The 16,038-nt window shown below is 73.0% G+C and carries 13 protein-coding genes; 8 read left to right on the top strand and 5 right to left on the bottom strand.

From position 1 onward, the window contains the following. Positions 1-26 precede the first annotated feature (26 nt). The 5 genes from trmB to AB0D28_RS17865 all read left to right on the top strand — a co-directional run bounded on the left by trmB (position 27) and on the right by AB0D28_RS17865 (position 5,682). Positions 27-653 carry a tRNA (guanosine(46)-N7)-methyltransferase TrmB gene (gene trmB, locus AB0D28_RS17885; RefSeq protein ID WP_221489093.1) on the top strand — a complete coding sequence of 209 codons (627 nt, stop codon included), beginning with the start codon at positions 27-29 and terminating at the stop codon, positions 651-653. A gap of 47 nt (positions 654-700) precedes the next feature. Further along, complete coding sequence (locus tag AB0D28_RS17880; protein ID WP_357386975.1) at positions 701-3,205, top strand: DUF3516 domain-containing protein; 2,505 nt, start codon at positions 701-703, stop codon at positions 3,203-3,205. Between the two features lie 119 nt (positions 3,206-3,324). Then, entirely contained in the window at positions 3,325-3,972 is a 648-nt protein-coding gene (locus AB0D28_RS17875) for a hypothetical protein (RefSeq protein ID WP_357386973.1), read from the top strand. 130 nt (positions 3,973-4,102) lie between these two features. After that, positions 4,103-4,339, top strand: a complete 237-nt coding sequence (locus AB0D28_RS17870; protein ID WP_357386971.1) for a hypothetical protein — start codon at positions 4,103-4,105, stop codon at positions 4,337-4,339. 83 nt (positions 4,340-4,422) lie between these two features. Continuing rightward, on the top strand, positions 4,423-5,682 hold the full coding sequence (locus tag AB0D28_RS17865; RefSeq protein ID WP_357386969.1) for an Nramp family divalent metal transporter: 1,260 nt from the start codon (positions 4,423-4,425) through the stop codon (positions 5,680-5,682). 55 nt (positions 5,683-5,737) lie between these two features. On the opposite strand, the gene AB0D28_RS17860 is transcribed toward AB0D28_RS17865, so the two are convergent. From AB0D28_RS17860 to AB0D28_RS17845, 4 genes are all read right to left on the bottom strand, one after another. Then, positions 5,738-6,682, bottom strand: coding sequence for an iron-siderophore ABC transporter substrate-binding protein (locus AB0D28_RS17860; RefSeq protein WP_357386968.1), 945 nt, complete (start codon positions 6,680-6,682; stop codon positions 5,738-5,740). Between the two features lie 32 nt (positions 6,683-6,714). Further along, on the bottom strand, positions 6,715-7,602 hold the full coding sequence (locus tag AB0D28_RS17855; RefSeq protein ID WP_357386966.1) for an ABC transporter ATP-binding protein: 888 nt from the start codon (positions 7,600-7,602) through the stop codon (positions 6,715-6,717). Next, positions 7,599-8,609 carry an iron ABC transporter permease gene (locus tag AB0D28_RS17850; protein WP_357386964.1) on the bottom strand — a complete coding sequence of 337 codons (1,011 nt, stop codon included), beginning with the start codon at positions 8,607-8,609 and terminating at the stop codon, positions 7,599-7,601. Before AB0D28_RS17850 ends, AB0D28_RS17855 begins: the two co-directional genes overlap by 4 nt. A 140-nt stretch (positions 8,610-8,749) precedes the next feature. Continuing rightward, positions 8,750-9,796, bottom strand: a complete 1,047-nt coding sequence (locus AB0D28_RS17845) for an iron ABC transporter permease (protein ID WP_357386962.1) — start codon at positions 9,794-9,796, stop codon at positions 8,750-8,752. 108 nt (positions 9,797-9,904) lie between these two features. On the opposite strand from AB0D28_RS17845, the gene AB0D28_RS17840 reads away from it, so the two are divergent. Together AB0D28_RS17840 and AB0D28_RS17835 are read left to right on the top strand one after the other, a co-directional pair. Next, complete coding sequence (locus AB0D28_RS17840; RefSeq protein WP_357386960.1) at positions 9,905-10,849, top strand: MerR family transcriptional regulator; 945 nt, start codon at positions 9,905-9,907, stop codon at positions 10,847-10,849. Positions 10,850-10,853: 4 nt separating this feature from the next. After that, the gene (locus tag AB0D28_RS17835) at positions 10,854-11,213 is read left to right on the top strand and encodes a YciI family protein (protein WP_357386958.1); all 360 of its coding nucleotides are present in this window, start codon (positions 10,854-10,856) and stop codon (positions 11,211-11,213) included. A gap of 6 nt (positions 11,214-11,219) precedes the next feature. On the opposite strand, the gene AB0D28_RS17830 is transcribed toward AB0D28_RS17835, so the two are convergent. Further along, on the bottom strand, positions 11,220-11,687 hold the full coding sequence (locus tag AB0D28_RS17830; protein WP_357386956.1) for a cytidine deaminase: 468 nt from the start codon (positions 11,685-11,687) through the stop codon (positions 11,220-11,222). Positions 11,688-11,833: 146 nt separating this feature from the next. Between AB0D28_RS17830 and hrpA the strand changes: the two genes are divergently transcribed. After that, complete coding sequence (hrpA, locus tag AB0D28_RS17825) at positions 11,834-15,829, top strand: ATP-dependent RNA helicase HrpA (protein ID WP_357386954.1); 3,996 nt, start codon at positions 11,834-11,836, stop codon at positions 15,827-15,829. Positions 15,830-16,038 lie beyond the last annotated feature (209 nt).

Raw genomic sequence — 16,038 nt, 5'->3', positions numbered from 1 at the left:
GTACCTTCCATCCGCGTCGCGGACGGATGAGCGAGCGGCAGCGCGACGCGCTCACCCGGCTCTGGCCCGCGTACGGCCTGGAGATCGCCGCCCTCGACGGGCCGTGCGATCCGACGGCGCTGTTCGGACGACGGGCGCCGCTGGTGCTGGAGATCGGCTCCGGCATGGGCGACGCCACCGCCGCCATGGCGGCGGCCGACCGGGACCGACACTATCTGGCGGTCGAGGTCCACACGCCGGGAATCGCCAACCTGCTCGACCTGGTCGAACGCCACGGTCTGGACAACGTGCGGGTGGCCGAGGGGGACGCGCTGGACCTGGTCCGGGCCATGCCGGAGGGCTGCCTGGACGCGGTGCACGTCTTCTTCCCCGACCCGTGGCCGAAGACCCGCCACCACAAGCGGCGGATCATCGCGCCCGCGCACGTGGCGCTGCTGCGGTCCCGGCTGGCGCCGGGCGGCACGCTGCACTGCGCGACGGACTGGGCCGAGTACGCCGAGTCGATGCGCGAGACGCTCACCGCCGACCCGGAGCTGGTCGACGTGTACGGCGGCTACGCGCCGCGCCCGGCGCACCGGCCGGTGACGAAGTTCGAACGGCGCGCGCTGACCGCCGGCCGGGAGGTCTTCGACCTGATCCACCGGCGGCGCTGAACCCGGTTGGCGCGGCGGGGCGGGATCCAGGCACGATGGGAGCCGCCATGACTCTCACCGCCGCGCTGCCGAAGACCGCCGACCCCGACACCCTCTACGACGCGTTCGCCTCCTGGGCGTCCGAGCGCGGCCTGGACCTCTATCCCCATCAGGAGGAGGCGGTCATCGAGATCGTCTCCGGCGCGAACGTGATCATGAATACGCCGACCGGCTCGGGCAAGAGCCTGGTGGCGATCGCGGCGCACTTCGCGGCGCTGGCCGACGACCGGACGACCTTCTACACCGCGCCGATCAAGGCGCTGGTCTCGGAGAAGTTCTTCGCGCTCTGCGAGGTCTTCGGCGCGGAGAACGTCGGCATGCTCACCGGCGACGCCAGCGTCAACGCGGACGCGCCGATCATCTGCTGCACCGCGGAGATCCTGGCCAACCTGGCGCTGCGCGAGGGCCGCCGCGCCGACGTCGGCCAGGTGATCATGGACGAGTTCCACTTCTACGCCGAACCGGACCGGGGCTGGGCGTGGCAGGTGCCGCTGATCGAGCTGCCGCAGGCCCAGTTCGTGCTGATGTCGGCCACGCTCGGCGACACCACCCGCTTCGTCGACGACCTGACCCGGCGCACCGGGCGGCCGACCGCCGTCGTCCGCTCGGCCGAGCGGCCGGTCCCGCTCCTCTTCTCGTACGCGACCACGCCGCTGCACGAGACGCTGGAGGAGCTGCTGGAAACCAGGCAGGCCCCGGTGTACGTCGTGCACTTCACCCAGGCCGCCGCGCTGGAACGCGCCCAGGCGCTGATGAGCGTGAACGTCTGCACCCGCGCCGAGAAGGACATGATCGCGAGTGCGATCGGCAACTTCCGGTTCACCTCCGGCTTCGGCAAGACGCTGTCCCGGCTGGTCCGGCACGGCATCGGCGTGCACCACGCCGGCATGCTCCCGAAGTACCGCCGCCTGGTGGAGACGCTCGCCCAGGCCGGCCTGCTCAAGGTCATCTGCGGTACCGACACGCTCGGCGTCGGCATCAACGTGCCGATCCGTACCGTGCTGTTCACCGGCCTCTCAAAGTACGACGGGGTGCGCACCCGGCTGCTCAAGGCGCGCGAGTTCCACCAGATCGCCGGCCGGGCCGGTCGGGCCGGATTCGACACGCTGGGCCGGGTCGTGGTGCAGGCCCCCGAGCACGTGATCGAGAACGAGAAGGCCCTCGCGAAGGCCGGCGACGACCCGAAGAAGCGCCGCAAGGTGGTGAAGAAGAAGCCGCCGGAGGGTTCGATCGGCTGGGGCGAGCCGACGTTCCAGCGCCTCGTCGAGGCCGAGCCGGAACCGCTCACCTCCAGCTTCCAGGTCAGCCACTCGATGCTGCTGAACGTGATCGGCCGCCCCGGCGACGCCTTCGCCTCGATGCGGCACCTGCTCACCGACAACCACGAGGACCCGGCCGCCCAGCGCCGGCACATCCGCCGGGCCATCGCCATCTACCGGGCGCTGCGGGCCGGCGGCGTGGTCGAGGAGCTGCCCGAGCCGGACGAGACCGGCCGCCGGGTGCGGCTCACCGTCGACCTCCAGCTCGACTTCGCGCTCAACCAGCCGCTGTCACCGCTGGCGCTGGCCACCATCGAGCTGCTCGACCGCGAGTCCCCGTCGTACGCGCTCGACGTGCTCAGCGTGATCGAGTCGATCCTGGACAACCCCCGCCAGGTGCTCTCCGCGCAGCAGTTCAAGGCCCGCGGCGAGGCGGTCGCCGCGATGAAGGCCGAGGGCATCGAGTACGAGGCCCGCCTGGAACTGCTCGACGAGGTGACCTGGCCCAAGCCGCTCGCCGAGCTGCTGGAGTCCGCGTACGAGATGTACCGGCAGGGCCACCCGTGGGTCGCAGACCACCAGCTCTCCCCCAAGTCCGTGGTCCGGGACATGTACGAGCGGGCCATGACGTTCCCCGAGTACGTCCAGTTCTACGGCCTGTCCCGCTCCGAGGGGCTGGTGCTGCGCTACCTCGCCGACGCGTACAAGACGCTGCGGCAGACCGTCCCCGAGGACGCCAAGACCGAGGAGCTGGTCGACCTCATCGAGTGGCTGGGCGAGCTGGTCCGCCAGGTCGACTCCAGCCTGATCGACGAGTGGGAGCGGCTGCGCAACCCGTCGGACGTGGCCGAGGTGGCCGCCTCGCTGGACGACCGGCCGCCGGCGGTGACGCGCAACGCGCGGGCGTTCCGGGTGCTGGTGCGCAACGCGATGTTCCGCCGCGTCGAGCTGGCCGCGCTGCGCCGCTGGGACCTGCTCGGCGAGCTGGACGCCGGGGACGGCTGGAACGCCGACGCCTGGGCCGACGCGCTGGAGCCGTACTTCGAGACGTACGACTCGATCGGGGTGGGGCCGGACGCGCGCGGGCCGGCGCTGCTGATGATCGAGCAGGGCCGCGAGAGGTGGACCGTACGGCAGATCCTGGACGACCCGGACGGCGACCACGACTGGGGCATCAGCGCCGAGATCGACCTCGCCGCCTCGGACGAGACCGGCGCGGCGGTGGTCCGGGTGACAGACGTCGGCCAGCTCTAGGACTACGCGAAAAAGGGCCGCCCGGGATGTCCGGGCGGCCCTTTTCGTTCCCTGGGCGATGTCAGACCCGTCGATTAGAATGTATGTACTAATCCAGTCGTTGACCTGGGAGGACGCCCGTGACCGCGCCCACCTCCGCCGCCCCTGTCACCCCCTATGCCACCCTCCTCGGCTTCACCCGGTACGTCGACCGCACCGGCCCCACGAAGGCCACCTTCGTCGGCGGGCTGCGCCGCCAGCGGGCCAGCCGGCACGGCTTCAACCCGCACGGCCAGTTCGTCAAGGCACTCAAGGCCGACGTCGCGTTCCACACCGGCGGCACGCATCTCGCGCAGGTCGCCGACCTGGTCAAGCCGCGCTGGCGCCCGCTCTACGAGGCGCTGGTGCCGGGCGCGACCCGCTGGTTGCACTCGCTCGGCGAGCCGGCCGGCGTCGACCTGGCGCAGACCCGTGACGCGCTGGCCATGCTGGGCGACCTGCCCGTGAAGATCAACCCGCAGTTCGGTGTGCGCTTCGCCGACGGCCGGGCCGAGGCGATCCGGCTGCACTTCGACGAGGCGCCGCCGAGCGAGGAGGCGACCCTGGCCACGCTGCACCTGATGGCCCGGCACATGGACGCGGTGCTGCCGCACGCCGAGCCGGTCCTCGTCGACGTGCGGCGCGGCGAGGCGCACCGGATGCCCGCCGACGTCAAGCCGGAGCCGATCGAGCAGTGGCTGGCCGGTGAGGCCGCCGCCTTCCGCGCCATCTGGTCCACCGCCGCCTGACCTGGCGCAGCGAACGGCCGCCCTCGCCCGAGGGCGGCCGTTCGTCGTGGCCGGAGTCCGGTGAGGACGCTTTTCCTCCACCTGGCCGGAACAGGTGGCATATGTGGGCAATCATTGGGAACAGCCCGGCATGGCTGTCGACTCCACGAACGTCCGTCGCCACCGCGACCGGACCGATCGGGGCGAACCCCTCTCACTCCGGGCGTCCTGCCACGAGCTGCGCGCGCCGATGCTGACGCTCGCCCCACCGCGTCGCCGCCGCCTGGCCGCGTCGGTCGGCGCGGCGCCGGCCGCCCCGCGTCCCTACGGCACCGACCCGGAAACGGCCGACAAGGCCGCCGACACGGTCCAGAGCAAGCTCGCCTGACCTCGCCGCGCCGCCCCGCGCGGCGGCCGCGCGGCACGAACCCGCCTGATCCGTCTCGTTCCGTCGCTCGTCAAGGAGCAGCAGTGGTCACGAACGACTCACCTGTCGCGTCTCCGCTACGGACCGCCCGCGCCCCGCGCCCGGTACGTGGCCGGCTCATCCTGCTCGGGCCCGCCTTCGTGGCGGCGGTCGCGTACGTCGATCCTGGCAACTTCGCCACCAACTCCACGGCCGGGGCCCGGTACGGATACTTGCTGGTCTGGGTGGTGGTCGCGGCGAACCTGGCCGCCATGCTGGTGCAGACGCTCACCGCCAAGCTCGGCCTGGCCACCGGGCGCAGCCTGCCCGAGCTGTGCCGGGAGCACCTGCCCCGGCCGCTCAACCGCTTCATGTGGGCGCAGGCCGAGCTGGTCGCCATGGCCACCGACCTGGCCGAGGTGATCGGCGGGGCGGTCGCGCTCTACCTGCTGTTCGGCGTACCGCTGCTGCCCGGCGGCCTGATCATCGGCACCGCCTCGTTCGCCATCCTGGCGCTGCGGGCCAGGGGCTTCCGGACGTTCGAGATCGCCATCGCCGTGCTGCTCGGCGTGATCGTGCTGGCGTTCGCGGTCAACCTGGTCAGCGCGCAGCCGGACGCCTCCGCCGCCGCGGCCGGGCTGCTGCCCCGGATGCAGGGCACCGACAGCATGCTGCTCGCCGCCGGCATCCTGGGCGCGACGGTGATGCCGCACGTCATCTACGTGCACTCGGCGCTGACCCCGAACCGCCTGCCGGCCGAGGGCGAGGCGCAGCGGCGGGTGATCGCCAAGGGCCTGCGAATGGACGTGCTCATCGCGCTGGGCATCGCCGGCGCGGTCAACCTGGCCATGCTGCTGGTGGCCGCGAGCAGCTTCCACGGCACCTCGATCCCCGGCACCGACACCCTCGAAGGCGTGCACGCCGGGCTCGCCACCGCGCTCGGCACGGCAGCGGCGGTCGGCTTCGCGGTCGCGCTGCTCCTGTCCGGCCTGGCCTCCACAAGCGTCGGCACGTACGCCGGTGAGATCATCATGCAGGGCTTCCTGCGCCGCCGGATCCCGCTGCTGGTCCGCCGGATGATCACACTGCTGCCCGCGCTGGCGGTGCTCGCGATCGGCGTCGACCCGACCCGCGCGCTGGTGCTGTCCCAGGTGGTGCTGAGCTTCGGCATCCCGTTCGCGCTGATCCCGGTCGTGCTGTTCACCCGCCGCCGGGACATGATGGGCGCCCTGGTCAACCGGCGGGCCACCACCGCCACCGCGGTGGCGATCACCGCTTTCGTGGTGGCGCTCAACGGGTTCCTGCTCTGGCAACTGGTGGCCTGAACACACCGCGCCCGTCCGGCCGGCGACGGCGGGACGGGCGCTGGTGTATCGGGGCTCAGGCGGCCAGGTGCTTCTCCAGGTCGTCCAGGATCTTGTTGGCGGCGCCCACGCCGATGCCGGTCATCCAGATCTCGTCGGAGACCACGTGCGCCTTGCCGGCCTTGACCGCGGACAGGCCCTTCCACAGCGTTCCGCCGGTGACCTTGGCCTGCTCGGCGGCGGCCTTCTCGCCGTACGCGGTCACGAACACCACGTCACCGTCGGCCTCGGCGATGCGCTCCGGGCTGACCCGGTCCATCCGCTTGTCCTCCTTGTCGGCGAGCATCTGCCGCTCGGGGCGGCCCAGGCCGGTGTCGCCGACGACGATGCCGGAGAACGAGTCCGGCCCGTACAGGCGGATCTCGGTCGGCATGAAGCGCACGATGGAGACCTTGCGGGAGGAGGCGTCGCCGAGCTTCGCGCCGAAGTCCTTCGCCCGCTTCTCGTACTCGGCCAGCAGGTCCTTGGCCTGCTGCTCCTTGCCCAGCGCCGCGCCGTCGAGGAGGAAGTTCTCCTTCCAGGTGACGCCGACCTTCTCGGTGAACACGGTCGGGGCGATCTTGGCCAGTTCGTCGTAGAACTTCTCCTGGCGGAACTTGCTGCCCAGGATCAGGTCCGGGTTGAGCGCGTTGATCGCCTCCAGGTCCGGCTCGGTGAGCACGCCGACCTCGGTGATGCCGGCGAGCTTGTCCGCGCCGAAGTAGGTGGGCCAGCTCTTCGCCTCACCGGCGGTCGCCGCGCCGACCGGGGTCACGCCCAGCGACAGCGCGGTATCGATCTTGTCGGTGTCGAGCACGACCACACGCTTCGGCTCGGCGGGGACCTTCGTGGTGCCCATGGCGTGGGTGATCTCCCGGGTCTCCCCGGTGCCGGTGCCGGCGACGGGGTCGCTCTCCCCGCATGCGGTGAGGCCGACTCCGAGAGCGAGGGCGGCGGTGAGTGCGACGGCGAGACGACGCATGAGGTTCCTTTCGGTGGTGCGGGTCGGCGCGCTCAGGCGTCGCCGACGGGGGCGCCGGCCGTGGCCGGCGTGCCGGCCGGAGCGGCCGAGGTCTGGGTGGGCGCGGTCTGGGCCGGAGCGGCGTGGGTGGACCCGGTCTGGGTGAGGGCCGGCACCACGAGCGGGGCGCCGCTGACCGGGCAGGGCACGACCACGCAGTCCAGGCCGAACACGTCGCGGACCAGGTCCGCGGTGAGGATCTCGCGCGGCTCGCCGGCGGCCACCACCGCGCCGTCACGCATGGCGATCAGGTGGTCCGCGTAGCGGGCCGCCTGGTTGAGGTCGTGCAGCACGGCCACCACGGTCCGGCCCCGCTCGGCGCGCAGCCGGTGCAGCAGGTCCAGCACCTCGACCTGGTGAGCCAGGTCGAGGAACGTGGTCGGCTCGTCCAGCAGCAGCGCGTCGGTGTCCTGGGCGAGCGTCATGGCGATCCACACCCGCTGGCGCTGCCCGCCGGAGAGCGTGTCCACCGCGCGGTCGGCCAGCGCGCTGACGTCGGCCAGCCGCATGGCCTCCTCGACCGCCAGCCCGTCCTCGGCCGACCACTGACGCCACCAGCGCTGGTAGGGCTGACGGCCCCGGCCGACCAGGTCGGCCACGGTGATCCCCTCCGGGACCAGCGGGCTCTGCGGCAGGACACCGAGCCGCCGGGCCACGTCGCGGGTGGGCAGGTCCCGGATCGCCGCGCCGTCGAGCAGCACCGCGCCGCGCCGGGGAGTGAGCAGCCGGGCCATCGTGCGCAGCAGCGTCGACTTGCCGCAGGCGTTCGGGCCGACGATCACGGTGAACGTGTCGGCCGGCAGGTCGAGGTCAAGTCCGTCCAGCACGGTGCGGCCCTCGTAGCCGACGACCAGGTCGCGGGTGGACAGCAGCGCGGTCACGACCGCCTCCCTCGGGTGCGCAGCAGCACGAAGATCAGGTACGGCCCGCCGATCGCGGCGGTCAGCACACCGGCCGGCAGTTGGGTGGGTGCCAGCAGCCGGCGGGCGCCCAGGTCGGCGAGGACCAGCAGCAACGCGCCCAGCAGCGCGGCGCAGAGCAACGGCGGGCGCTCGGCGCGGACCAGCCGGCGGGCCACCTGCGGGGCCACCAGCGCGACGAAGTCGACGGCGCCGACCTGGGCGGTCACCATGGCGGCAGCCAGTACGCCGGTGCCGGCCAGCCCCATGCGCCGGGCCACCGGCCGCAGGCCGATCCCCCGCGCGGTGTCGTCGTCGAGCGCGCTGCTGCGCAGCGCCCACCCGGCCCAGAGCAGCACCGGCAGCAGCACGGCGAGCGTGCCGGCGATCCAGGCCGCCTCGCTCCACCCCTTGCCGGCGAGCGTGCCGATCAGCCAGATCTGCGCGCGCAGCCCGTCGATCGGGTCGGCGGTGAGCATGACCACCTCGATCAGCGCCCGGAACGCGAACGCCACAGCCACACCCGCCAGCACGAACCGCTGAGCCGCGAGGCCGTGCCGGGCGCCGAGCGCGAACACGGCCACCGCGGCGGCCAGGCCGCCGAGCAGCGCCGCCGGCGCCACCAGCACCGCCGCCGCGCCGCTGGTCAGCGCGATCGTCGCGGCCAGCCCGGCACCCTGGGTGACACCGATGACGTCGGGGCTCGCAAGCGGGTTGCGGGCCACGCTCTGGATGAGCGTGCCGGCCACGCCGAAGGCCGCCCCGGCCACCGCCGCGAGGACCGCGCGAGGCAGTCGCAGGTCGCGCACCACGAGGTCGTACGGGGTGCCGGCGCCGGAGAGCGACCGCACCACGTCGACCGGGGCGACGTACGGCGTACCCAGGGACAGGCTGACCACCACCGCGACGCAGAGCAGCACGAACAGAACAAGCGCCACGACAAGGGGCCGCCACCGGAACGGCACCACCACCGCCCCGACCCGCAACACCCCACGCCCGGGGCCGCCACGCCCACTCCGCTGATCTTGCACTTTGGGCCCCCGAGATGCCGGGATCACCCTTTTCGCCGGGGCAGCAAGTGCAAGATCGCCGGAGCCCGGAGCGGGGGAGGGGGCGGGGTGGTGGGTGGTCATGTGGTCACCGTCTTGGCTCGGTGGACCAGGAAGGCCAGGAGCGGGGCGCCGAGCAGGGCAGTGATGATGCCGGCGGGGATCTCGCCGGGCGGGGAGACGAGACGGCCGGCCACATCGGCAGCGAGCAGCAGCGCGGGACCGAGCAGCGCGGCGACCAGGAGCGTCCACCGCTGGTCCGCGCCGACCAGTGCCCGGGCCAGGTGCGGCACCGCCAGCCCGACGAACGCGATCGGCCCGGCGGCGGCCACCGCCGCGCCGGTGAGCAGCACGCCACCGGCCCCGGCGGCGAGCCGGACCAGGGCGACCCGGTGCCCGAGCCCCCGGGCCACGTCGTCGCCGAGCGCGAGCGCGTCCAGGCCGCGGGCGGCGAGCGCGGCCAGCAGCACCCCGGCCACCACGAACGGCAGCACCTGCCCGGCGACGGCGACGCCCCGGCCGGTCAGCCCGCCGACCACCCAGAAGCGGTACTCCTCGAACGTGCGGGCGTCGATGGTGAGCAGCGCGTACACCATGGCGCCGAGACCGGCGTCGAGCGCGGCGCCGACCAGCGCGAGGGTGACCGGGCTGGCGCCCTCGCGGGTGCGGTTGGCGATGGCGAACACGAGCAGCCCGGCGAGCAGCGCGCCGGCGATGCCGAACCAGACGTACCCGGCGAGCGTGCCCACACCGAACACGGCGATGGCCAGCACCACCCCGAACGACGCCCCGGCGCTGATACCGAGGATGCGCGGCTCGGCCAGCGGGTTGCGGGTGACCGCCTGGAACAGCACGCCGGCCAGCGCCAGCGCCAGGCCGACGACGAGCCCGAGGGCGGTACGCGGCAGCCGCAGTTCCCGGACCACGACGCTGGCGTCGCCGCCGTCCGGGGCCACCAGCGCGTGCCACACCTGGTCGACGGGAAGGTGCCGGCTGCCGAGCGCCAGGCTGGCGAGCAGCGCCAGCAGGAGCAGGAGCGCCGCCGCCACGGTGACCGCGACGCGGCGGACGGTGCCGCGGCGGACGGGAGTCCCGGCCCGCGCGGGCCGGACGGCGACGGTGGTCACGAGAGAGATTCGCCTTCCGATTAGGTGCGCCTTACCTTAGCTGACCAGGTAAGGCGAACCTAAGCGGGCGCTGTCGATGGGGTTGCGCCTCCACCGGGGGGAGGCGCGATGGTGGTCGGCATGGACGGTGCGGAGCGCTACTCGATCGGTGACCTGGCCCGGCGGACCGGGCTGCCGGTGAAGACCATCCGGTTCTGGTCCGACAGCGGCATCGTGCCGCCCACCGACCGGGGACCGGCCGGCCACCGGCGCTACGACGCGGCGGCCGTGGCCCGGCTCGACCTGGTGCGGACGTTGCGCGAACTGGGTGTGGACCTGCCCACCGTGCGCCGGGTGGTGACGCGCGAGGTCACCCTGCCCGAGGTCGCCTCGGCGCACGCGGACGCGCTGACCGCGCAGATCCGCCTGCTGCGGACGCGCCGCGCGGTGCTGACCGTGATCGCCCGGCGCGGGGCCACGCCGTCCGAGGCGGACCTGCTGCACCGGCTGGCCGGCCTGGCCGCACGGGAGCGACGGCGGCTGGTCGACGAGTTCCTCGACGCGGCGTTCGGGGGCCTGAGCGAGCCGGCGTTCGGGGGCATCCGCCGGTCGCTCACGCCGGAGCTGCCGGACGATCCGGACGACGGCCAGATCGAGGCGTGGGCGGAGCTGGCCGAGCTGGCCCTGGACCCGTCCTTCCGGGCCGGGCTGCGCCGGCTGGCCGAGCAGCACGCGGCAGATCGGGCCGGCGTCGAGGGCGTACGCCGGGACGTGGTCACAGTGATCCGGGAGGAGGTGGCCCCGGCGCTCGCCGACGGCGTCGAACCGGCCTCGCCCGGGGCCGGCCCGGTCCTGGCCCGGGCGGCGAGCCGGTACGCACGGCTCTGCGACGTGCCGGACGACGCCGACCTGCGCCTCCGGATGCTGGACCGGTTGCGGACCGCGCGCGATCCCCGCCAGGAGCGGTACCTGGAACTGCTCTGCGTGGTCAACGGCTGGCCACCGCCCGAGAGCCTGGCGCCGGTGCTGGACTGGTCGATCCGGGCACTGCGCGCCCGGCAGCCCCTAGCCTGAGGGCATGCGATTCGACAGGCACACTGTGGTGCTCCTGGTCCGCCCGGACGACGCACCCGAGCTGCCACAGGACGCCCTCGACCGGATTCAGGACGCCCACCTGGCGCACCAGGCCGGGCTGGTGGAGCAGGGCGCGGTGCTCGCGGCCGGACCGTTCCTGGACGGCGACGACGGGCGGATCCGCGGTTTCGCGGTGCTGTCCGTCGACCCGCAGACGGCCCGTGAGCTGTACGCGAACGACCCGGCCGTCCGGGCGGGACGGCTGGTCGCGCGGGTGAGCAGCTGGATGGTGCCGGAGGGTCAGGTCCGCTTCGAGCAGGTGCCGGTCCCCCGCTCGATGCTGGAGGCCGCGGCCGGCGACTGAGGCGGGTCAGTCCTCCGTTGCCTGCCGGCTTCCCGGCACCACGGGCGTCGGCCACACCCCGGCGCGGGCGGCCACCGGCACCTCGACCTGGTGGTCGGACCAGACGTACGTCTCGGGCAGCAGGTCGGCGATCGGGATGGCGCGGAGCCCGTCGGGCGGGCCGAGGATCACCTTTATCGACGGGAAGTAGTCGAGCAGCACCTGACGGCAGCGCCCGCACGGCGGAATGACGCCCCGCCCCCGGTCCCCCACCGCGACGATCGCCTCCAGCTCGCCCGCGCCCTGGGTCGCGGCGGCGCCGAGGGCCACCACCTCGGCGCACGGGCCGCCGGTGAAGTGGTAGACGTTCACGCCGCTGAACACCCGGCCGTCGGTGCTGCGTACGGCGGCGGCGACTGTGTGGTTGTCGCTGCGGCAGCGCAGCTTCGCGACGGCGGTGGCGGCCTGCACGAGCGCCCGGTCGGTGTCCCGCATGATCATCCCCGCCCCTCGTCGGCCTCGTCCGTCGGCCTCGTCGGCGGCAACCTTATCCGGCGGGGACGGCCCGGCCGGGGAGGGCACGCCCAGCGCCGGTAACCCGGGAGCGGTCCGCCGCGCGGCTGCCTATCCTTGGCGACGACATGCAGAATCCAGCCGTACCCGCCGCCCCTGAGACCGCCCGCGACCTGCACCGCCGCCTCGCCCCCCTGATGTTCCGCGACCAGCGGCGGCTCCAGCGGCGGCTCGACGGCGTGCGCAAGCTGCGCGACCCGCAGCGGCGGGAGGCGGCGCTGGCCGAGATCGCGGCCGACGTGGCCCGGGCCGAGGCGCGGCTCCAGGCCCGCCGCGCGGCAGTGCCGGCGATCACCTATCCGCCGCAGTTGCCGGTCAGCGAGCGCAAGGACGACATCGCCGCCGCGATCCGCGACCACCAGGTGGTGATCGTGGCCGGTGAGACCGGTTCCGGGAAGACCACCCAGCTGCCCAAGATCTGCCTGGAGCTGGGGCGCGGGATCACCGGCCTGATCGGGCACACCCAGCCCCGCCGGCTGGCGGCCCGCACCGTCGCCGACCGGATCGCCGACGAGCTCGGCACCGAGCTGGGCGACGTGGTCGGCTACAAGGTGCGCTTCACCGACCAGGTGGGCGACAACAGCCTGGTCAAGCTGATGACCGACGGCATCCTGCTGGCCGAGTTGCAGACCGACCGGATGCTGCGGCAGTACGACACGCTGATCATCGACGAGGCGCACGAACGCAGCCTCAACATCGACTTCATCCTCGGCTACCTCAGGCAGCTCCTGCCCCGCCGGCCCGACCTCAAGGTCGTCATCACCTCGGCGACCATCGAGACGGACCGGTTCGCGAAGCACTTCGCCGACGCCGCGGGCGAGCCGGCGCCGGTGGTCGAGGTGTCCGGGCGTACGTACCCGGTGGAGGTCCGCTACCGGCCGCTGGTCGAGGTCACCGAGGCCGACGAGGAGGACGAGGCCGACGAGGAGAACGTCCGGGACCAGATCCAGGCCATCGGCGACGCGGTCGAGGAGCTGGCCGCCGAGGGGCCGGGCGACATCCTGGTGTTCCTCAGCGGCGAGCGGGAGATCCGGGACACCGCCGACGCGCTGGGCAAGCTGGTGCAGTCCAAGCGGTCGCTGCTCGGCACCGAGATCCTGCCGCTGTACGCCCGGCTCTCCACCGCCGAGCAGCACCGGGTCTTCGCCGCGCACTCCAACCGCCGGGTGGTGCTGGCCACGAACGTCGCGGAGACCTCGCTGACGGTGCCCGGCATCAAGTACGTGGTGGATCCGGGCACCGCGCGGATCTCCCGCTACTCCAGCCGGCTCAAGGTGCAGCGGCTGCCGATCGAGCCGGTCTCTCAGGCCAGCGCCAACCAGCGCAAGGGCCGCTGCGGGCGTACCTCGGACGGCATCTGCATCCGCCTCTACGACGAGCAGGACTTCACCTCCCGCCCCGAGTTCACCGACCCGGAGATCCTGCGCACCAACCTGGCCTCGGTCATCCTCCAGATGACGTCGATCGGGCTCGGCGACGTGGCGGCGTTCCCGTTCATCGACCCGCCGGACCGGCGCAACGTCACCGACGGCGTCAACCTGCTGCACGAGCTGGGCGCGCTCGACCCGGCCGAGTCCGACCCGGCGAAGCGGCTCACCGCGCTGGGGCGGCGGCTGGCGCAGCTCCCGGTCGACCCCCGGCTGGCCCGGATGGTCCTCGAAGGCGAGCGCAACGGCTGCGCCACCGAGGTGGTGGTGATCGCCGCCGCGCTGTCCATCCAGGATCCGCGCGAACGCCCGGCCGACAAGCAGGCCCAGGCCGACCAGGCGCACGCCCGGTTCGCCGACAAGGAGTCCGACTTCGTCGCGTACCTGAACCTGTGGCGCTACCTGCGGGAGAAGCAGCGGGAGCTGTCGTCGGGCGCGTTCCGCCGGATGTGCAAGGCCGAATACCTCAACTACCTTCGGGTACGCGAGTGGCAGGACATCGTCAGCCAGTTGCGCCAGGTGTTGCGTACCGCCGACAAGGGTGAGGGCCGGCGCGGCGCCGGCGCGGACCTGCCGGAGGAGATCGACACCCCGAAGGTGCACCAGTCGCTGCTGCCCGGCCTGCTGTCCCACCTCGGGCTCAAGGACGCGCAGAAGCACGAGTACCTCGGCGCGCGCGGCGCGAAGTTCGTGATCTTCCCCGGCTCGGCGCTGTTCAAGAAGCCGCCGCGCTGGGTGATGGCCGCCGAGCTGGTGGAGACGTCCCGGCTCTGGGGCCGGGTGGCCGGCCGGGTCGAGCCGGAATGGGTCGAGCCGCTGGCGCAGCACCTGGTCAAGCGCAGCTACAGCGAGCCGCACTGGGAGAAGAAGCAGGCCGCGGTGATGGCCTACGAGAAGGTCACGCTGTACGGCATCCCGATCGTCACCTCCCGCAAGGTGAACTTCGGGCGGATCGACGCAGGTCTGAGCCGGGAGCTGTTCATCAGGCACGCCCTGGTCGAGGGCGACTGGCAGACCCACCACCAGTTCTGGCGGGACAACCAGAAGCTGCTGACCGAGATCGAGGAGCTGGAGAACCGGGCCCGGCGCCGCGACATCCTGGTCGACGACGAGACCATCTTCGCCTTCTACGACCAGCGCATCCCCGCCGACGTGGTCTCCGGCCGGCACTTCGACTCGTGGTGGAAGAAGACCCGCCGGGAGCGGCCCGACCTGCTCACGTTCACCCGTGAACTGCTCGTCAACGACGGCCGGGGCGGGGTGGACGAGGAGGACTTCCCCGACGAGTGGCGGGCCGACGGCGTGACGCTGCCGCTGACGTACACGTTCGACCCGACAGTGCCCACCGACGGCGTCACAGTGGACATCCCGCTGCCGCTGCTCAACCAGGTGCCGGCGGAGAGCTTCGACTGGCAGGTGCCGGGGCTGCGCGAGGAGCTGGTGATCGCGCTGATCCGGTCGCTGCCCAAGCCGGTGCGGCGCAACTTCGTGCCGGTGCCCGACTACGCCCGCGCCGCGCTCGCCGCGATCACCCCGGGCGAGGAGCCGCTGCTCGCCGCGCTGACCCGGCAGTTGCGCCGGATGACCGGCGTGACCGTACCGGCGGACGCGTGGGACCTGGGCCGGCTGCCGCCGCACCTGCGGGTCACGTTCCGGGTGCTCGGCGACGACGACAAGCCGGTCGCCGAGGGCAAGGACCTGCCGGCGCTGCAACGCGAGCTGCGCCAGGAGGTACGCCAGGTGGTGGCCGCCGCCGCGCCGGACGTGGCCCGTTCCGGGCTGACCGGGTGGTCGATCGGCACCCTGCCGCGCACCATCGAGCAGGTACGCGCCGGTTTCGCTGTGACCGCGTACCCGGCGCTGGTGGACGAGGGCGCGACGGTCGGGGTGAAGGTGTTCGACTCGGCCGCCGAGCAGGAGGCGGCGCACTGGGCGGGCACCCGGCGGCTGCTGCGGCTGACGACGCCGTCACCGGCGAAGTTCCTCCAGGGGCGGCTGAGCAACGAGGCGAAGCTGGCGCTGTCCCGCAACCCGCACGGCAGCGTGCCGGAGCTGATCGAGGACGCGGCCGGGGCGGCGATCGACAAGCTGATCGGCGACGCGGGCGGCCCGGCCTGGGACGCCGAGGGTTTCGCCGCGCTGCGCGACAGGGTGCGCGCGGACCTGGTGGACACCGTGGTCGAGGTGATGGATCGGGTACGCCGGGTGCTCGCTTCCGCGTACGCGGTGGAGCAGCGGCTCGGCGCCACCCGCAACCTCACGGTGGTGGCCGCGCTGGCGGACATCCGCAACCAGCTCACCGGCCTGGTGCACAAGGGTTTCATCACCGAGACGGGGTACGCGCGCCTGCCCGACCTGCTGCGCTACCTGACCGCGATCGAGCGCCGGCTGGACCGGCTTCCCGGCAACCCGCAGCGCGACAAGCAGCAGCAGGACCGGGTCGCCGTGGTGCAGAAGGAGTACCAGGACATGCTGGCCGCGCTGTCTCCGGCCCGGCGCCAGGAGGCGGCGGTCCGCCAGATCCGCTGGATGATCGAGGAGCTGCGGGTGAACGTCTTCGCCCAGGCCCTGGGCACCCCCTACCCGGTCTCCGAGCAACGCATCTACCGAGCCATGGACGACGCCGAGTCCCGCTGACGCCACCCGCCGCGCGCCGCCGCGCTCGTCGATCTTGCACTTGGTGCCCCCGCGCTGGGGCATTCACGCCTTTCGCCGGGGCCGAAAGTGCAAGATCGCGCGGGAGAGGGGGCCCTAGGGCCTGTGTCGAAGTCGGTCACAGCCATTCGTTGATGGCGGCGACGTGCACGGTGGCCGCGTAGCGCACGGCGAGTTTGTCGAAGCGGGTG

The organism is Micromonospora sp. NPDC048169 (assembly GCF_040652815.1).
GTDB lineage: Bacteria > Actinomycetota > Actinomycetes > Mycobacteriales > Micromonosporaceae > Micromonospora.
The sequence above is the reverse complement of the archived record's forward strand: the minus strand, read 5'-3'. Positions and strand labels throughout refer to the sequence as shown.

What these genes read in the sequence shown, in the direction of transcription:
- AB0D28_RS17840 (WP_357386960.1), top strand. Translation starts at nt 9,905, where the DNA reads ATGGTGGTCGGCATGGACGGTGCGGAGCGCTACTCGATCGGTGACCTG.
- AB0D28_RS17860 (WP_357386968.1), bottom strand. Translation starts at nt 6,682, where the DNA reads ATGCGTCGTCTCGCCGTCGCACTCACCGCCGCCCTCGCTCTCGGAGTC.
- trmB (WP_221489093.1), top strand. Translation starts at nt 27, where the DNA reads ATGAGCGAGCGGCAGCGCGACGCGCTCACCCGGCTCTGGCCCGCGTAC.
- AB0D28_RS17870 (WP_357386971.1), top strand. Translation starts at nt 4,103, where the DNA reads ATGGCTGTCGACTCCACGAACGTCCGTCGCCACCGCGACCGGACCGAT.
- AB0D28_RS17880 (WP_357386975.1), top strand. Translation starts at nt 701, where the DNA reads ATGACTCTCACCGCCGCGCTGCCGAAGACCGCCGACCCCGACACCCTC.
- AB0D28_RS17835 (WP_357386958.1), top strand. Translation starts at nt 10,854, where the DNA reads ATGCGATTCGACAGGCACACTGTGGTGCTCCTGGTCCGCCCGGACGAC.
- AB0D28_RS17830 (WP_357386956.1), bottom strand. Translation starts at nt 11,687, where the DNA reads ATGCGGGACACCGACCGGGCGCTCGTGCAGGCCGCCACCGCCGTCGCG.
- hrpA (WP_357386954.1), top strand. Translation starts at nt 11,834, where the DNA reads ATGCAGAATCCAGCCGTACCCGCCGCCCCTGAGACCGCCCGCGACCTG.